Annotated in this window: 3 protein-coding genes; 2 read left to right on the plus strand and 1 reads right to left on the minus strand. The window is 72.5% G+C overall.

The annotated features are described in order from the left end of the window. Positions 1-161: 161 nt before the first annotated feature. Positions 162-1,613, minus strand: a complete 1,452-nt coding sequence (locus ACFVTF_RS28915) for a serine hydrolase domain-containing protein (protein ID WP_387817333.1) — start codon at positions 1,611-1,613, stop codon at positions 162-164. A gap of 468 nt (positions 1,614-2,081) precedes the next feature. Between ACFVTF_RS28915 and tdh the strand changes: the two genes are divergently transcribed. Both tdh and ACFVTF_RS28925 read left to right on the plus strand, forming a co-directional pair. Continuing rightward, complete coding sequence (gene tdh, locus ACFVTF_RS28920) at positions 2,082-3,110, plus strand: L-threonine 3-dehydrogenase (protein ID WP_363586714.1); 1,029 nt, start codon at positions 2,082-2,084, stop codon at positions 3,108-3,110. Positions 3,111-3,142: 32 nt separating this feature from the next. Continuing rightward, the gene (locus tag ACFVTF_RS28925; RefSeq protein ID WP_350882332.1) at positions 3,143-4,336 is read left to right on the plus strand and encodes a glycine C-acetyltransferase; all 1,194 of its coding nucleotides are present in this window, start codon (positions 3,143-3,145) and stop codon (positions 4,334-4,336) included. Positions 4,337-4,400: the final 64 nt, after the last annotated feature.

A 4,400-nucleotide genomic window follows, 5' to 3' on the forward strand; every position in this document is an offset into this window, starting at 1 on the left:
GCCTGGTCGTTCCCCGCCCGCGCCGGGGGGGGCGCCGTAAACCACGGGGGCGCGCGGCGCCTGGGGCTTGGCCGGGCCGGCGGCGGCCCGCGCGGTGGGCCGCGGGCCGGGCCTCCGACGGGTTGCGCTCCGACGGCTCGGGCGCTCAGGCGGTCCGGAGCTCAGGCGTTGACCGTGGTCGGCGCGCCGGAGGCGGACCCCGGGGCGCCGGACGAGGCCGGGGACGAGGCCGACCCCGAGGGCGAGAGCGCGGGTGACGGCGACGGCGACGGCGTCGGTGACGCGGACCCCGAGGACGAGGCCGACGGCGAGGCCGTGTTGCTCGGCGGCATCGAGTAGACGTTCTTCGGCGAGACGATCTGCGTGATCGCCTTCGCGAACAGCGAGGACGGATCCGAACCCCGGTACGGCACATCGGTGTTGATCAGCACCACCAGGGTGGCCTGCGACTGCGGCAGGTACACTGCCACGGTCTCGTACCCGGGCAGCGAGCCGTTGTGCCCGATCCACCCGTTGTTGTTGAACAGCCCGAGCCCGTAGCCGACACCGTCGTCGCCGGTCGGCTGGGTCTTCAACCGCTGGGACTGGGTGTCCTGCTTCAGCAGGGAGCCGGTGACCAGGGACTTCGCCCAGTTCTGCAGGTCGGTGAGGTTGGAGATGACCGCCCCGGCCGCCCAGGCCCAGGACGGGTTCCAGTCGGTGGCGTCCGTGGTCTGGCCGTTGGGCGTCTGGTCGGTGTAGCCGCGGGCGTGCGGGTCGGGGAAGGTCGCGTCGGTCGGGAAGACCGTCCCGTTCAGTCCGGCCTGGCTGAACACCTGGTCCTTGAGGAACTGGTCCACGGGCTCCCCGCCGGCCTTCTCGATGACCTTGCCGAGCAGGATGTAGTTGCTGTTGCTGTACTGGAACTTGCTGCCCGGCGGGAAGTTCGCCGGGTGCTTGTACCCGTAGGCGAGCAGCTGGTCGGGCGTGAACACCCGGTTCGGGTCGCTGATCAGCGCGTTCACGAAGTCCGGGTCGGAGGTGTACGGGAACAGGCCGCTGCGCATCCCGGCGAGCTGGCGGATGGTGATCTTGTCGCCGCCGGGCACGCCGTCCACGTACTTGGAGACCGGGTCGTCCAGGCCCACCTTGCCCTGGTCGACCAGCCGCAGCACGCCGGTCGCCGTGAAGGTCTTGGTCACGCTGCCGATCCGCATGTTCAGATCGGGCGACATCGGGGTGCCGGCGGACTTGTCGGCCTGGCCGAAGGCCCGCTGGTAGCTGCCGTCGGGGGTGGTGACCCCGACGATCACGCCCGGGGTGGAGGTCTGGTTCAGCACCTGCTTGATCGCGGCGTCCAGTTGGTTGGCGACGTCGGGGGTCAGCGGCACCACCGCGCCGGCCGAGCCGCTCGCCGAGCCGCCGGCCGCGCCCGGGCCGGCGGTGGAGCCCGACGCGGACGGGCTGAGCGCGGCGGGCTCGGCGGTGAGGGCCGCGCCGCCGGCCGGCCGGTTCGGCGGCGACCCGCCGGAGCAGGCCGCGGTCGTGAGCAGGCCGGTCAGCGCCAGGGCGGCGCAGGCCGCCCGGCGGGTGGTACGGGACGCGGCCGGATGCGGCCGTCGGAGCGTGGTCATAGGTCGAGGCGCCTCTCTGCGGCGGACGGCCCCGGAGCGCTGCTCCACGAGGCCGACGGGGGAGCGCCGCCACCGTAAGCACCGCCGGTGCGGCCCCGCGCGTCGGCCGCCGCGGGGCTGGCCCGAACGGATCCAGCGGTCAGCCGACTGCCCCAGCCGGCTGGCGCACATCGCCTCCCGTGCTGTCAAGCACCGCTGCCCACCGGGGGGTTGGTGTCGCGAAAACGGGCTCACGCTCGGCCGGACGGGTGAGCACCGGCATGCCGCACCGGCCCCCGGCCCCTGCTCGGGCACGATCGTTTAGCCCAGCTGTGGCCGCCCTTAAGAATTCCTCGATGGACCGCACCCGCCCTCACCAGGCAGATTGCTGCCTGCCCGGATCGCGTCCGACAGGAACGGCCACACCGGGGCCACTCGGCCTGCCCACCCGCGAAGGCCGCCCCACTCGCACGTCAGGAGCCGTCGCCCGTGAAGGCACTCGTCAAGCAGAAGGCCGAGCCCGGGCTCTGGCTGGTGGACGTCCCGAAGCCCGAGATCGGCCCCGGCGAGGTGCTGATCAAGGTGCTGCGGACCGGCATCTGCGGCACCGACCTGCACATCCGCAACTGGGACGGCTGGGCCCAGCAGACCATCACGACCCCGCTGGTGCTCGGCCACGAGTTCGTCGGCGAGGTCGCCGAGATCGGCGCCGGCGTCGCGGACATCGCGGTCGGCGACCTGGTCAGCGGCGAGGGCCACCTGGTCTGCGGCAAGTGCCGCAACTGCCAGGCCGGCCGCCGCCACCTGTGCCGCAACACGGTCGGCCTCGGCGTCGGCCGGGACGGCGCCTTCGCCGAGTACGTGGCCCTGCCCGCCTCCAACGTCTGGGTGCACCGGGTGCCGGTCGACCTGGACGTGGCCGCGATCTTCGACCCGTTCGGCAACGCCGTCCACACCGCGCTCTCCTTCCCGCTGGTCGGCGAGGACGTGCTGATCACCGGCGCGGGCCCGATCGGCATCATGGCCGCCGCCGTCGCCAAGCACGCCGGCGCCCGCAACGTGATGATCACCGACGTCTCCCCGTACCGCCTCGACCTGGCCCGGAAGGTCGGCGTCACGCTGGCGCTGAACGTCGCCGAGCACACCATCGAGGAGGGCCAGCAGAAGCTCGGCCTGCGCGAGGGCTTCGACGTCGGCCTGGAGATGTCCGGCCGCCCCGAGGCGATGCAGTCGATGATCGCCAACATGACCCACGGCGGGAAGATCGCCGTGCTCGGCCTGCCCGCCGAGCAGTTCCCGGTCGACTGGGCCTCGGTCGTCACCTCGATGATCACCATCAAGGGCATCTACGGCCGCGAGATGTTCGAGACCTGGTACGCGATGTCCGTGCTGCTGGAGGGCGGGCTGGACCTCGCCCCGGTGATCACCGGCCGGTACGCCGCCGACGACTTCGCGGCCGCCTTCGACGAGGCCGCCGGCGGCCGCTGCGGCAAGATCATCCTCGACTGGACCGCCTGAGCCCCCCGTTTCGTCCTCGTTAGGAGTCCGCAGTGTTCGACAACGTGCGCGCCGACATCGCCACCACCCTCGACGAGATCCGCGAGGCCGGGCTCTTCAAGCCCGAGCGGGTCATCGGCACCCCGCAGAGCGCCGCGGTCACCGTCACCGGCGGCGGCCGTCCCGGTGAGGTGCTGAACTTCTGCGCCAACAACTACCTCGGCCTGGCCGACCACCCCGAGGTGCTCGCCGCCGCCAAGGACGCGCTGGACCGCTGGGGCTACGGCATGGCCTCGGTGCGCTTCATCTGCGGCACCCAGGACGTCCACAAGGCGCTGGAGGACCGTCTCTCGGCCTTCCTGGGCCAGGAGGACACCATCCTGTACTCCTCCTGCTTCGACGCCAACGGCGGCGTCTTCGAGACCCTGCTCGACGACCGCGACGCCGTCATCTCCGACGCGCTCAACCACGCGAGCATCATCGACGGCATCCGGCTCAGCAAGGCCCGCCGCCACCGCTACGCCAACCGCGACCTGGCCGACCTGGAGCAGCAGCTCAAGGAGACCCAGGACGCCCGCCGCCGCCTGATCGTCACCGACGGCGTGTTCTCGATGGACGGCTACGTCGCCCCGCTGCGCGAGATCTGCGACCTGGCCGACCGCTACGACGCCATGGTCATGGTCGACGACTCGCACGCCGTCGGCTTCGTCGGCCCCGGCGGCCGCGGCACCCCCGAACTGCACGGCGTGATGGACCGCGTGGACATCATCACCGGCACCCTCGGCAAGGCGCTCGGCGGCGCCTCCGGCGGCTACGTCGCCGCCCGCCGGGAGATCGTCGCCCTGCTGCGCCAGCGCTCCCGCCCGTACCTGTTCTCCAACTCGCTCGCCCCGGTGATCGCGGCGGCCTCGCTGAAGGTGCTCGACCTGGTCGAGCAGTCCAACGAGCTGCGCGAGCGGCTGGCGGCCAACACGGCGCTGTTCCGCAGCAGGATGACCGAGGCGGGCTTCGAGATCCTGCCGGGCGACCACCCGATCGCCCCGGTGATGATCGGCGACGCGGCCAAGGCCGGCCGGCTCGCCGAACTGCTGCTGGAGCGCGGCGTGTACGTGATCGGCTTCTCGTTCCCGGTGGTCCCGCACGGCCAGGCCCGGATCCGGGTGCAGCTGTCCGCCGCGCACTCCACCGAGGACGTCGAGCGCGCCGTCGCCGCCTTCGTCGACGCGCGCGCCGCGCTGGGCGAGTAGGCCGGCAGCCGGTACGCCGGCGGCCTCATGAGCTGCCCGCGGGCCGGTCCGCTCGGAACCGGAC

Origin of the sequence: Kitasatospora sp. NPDC057940, from assembly GCF_042887425.1 — a bacterium.
Lineage (GTDB): Bacteria > Actinomycetota > Actinomycetes > Streptomycetales > Streptomycetaceae > Kitasatospora.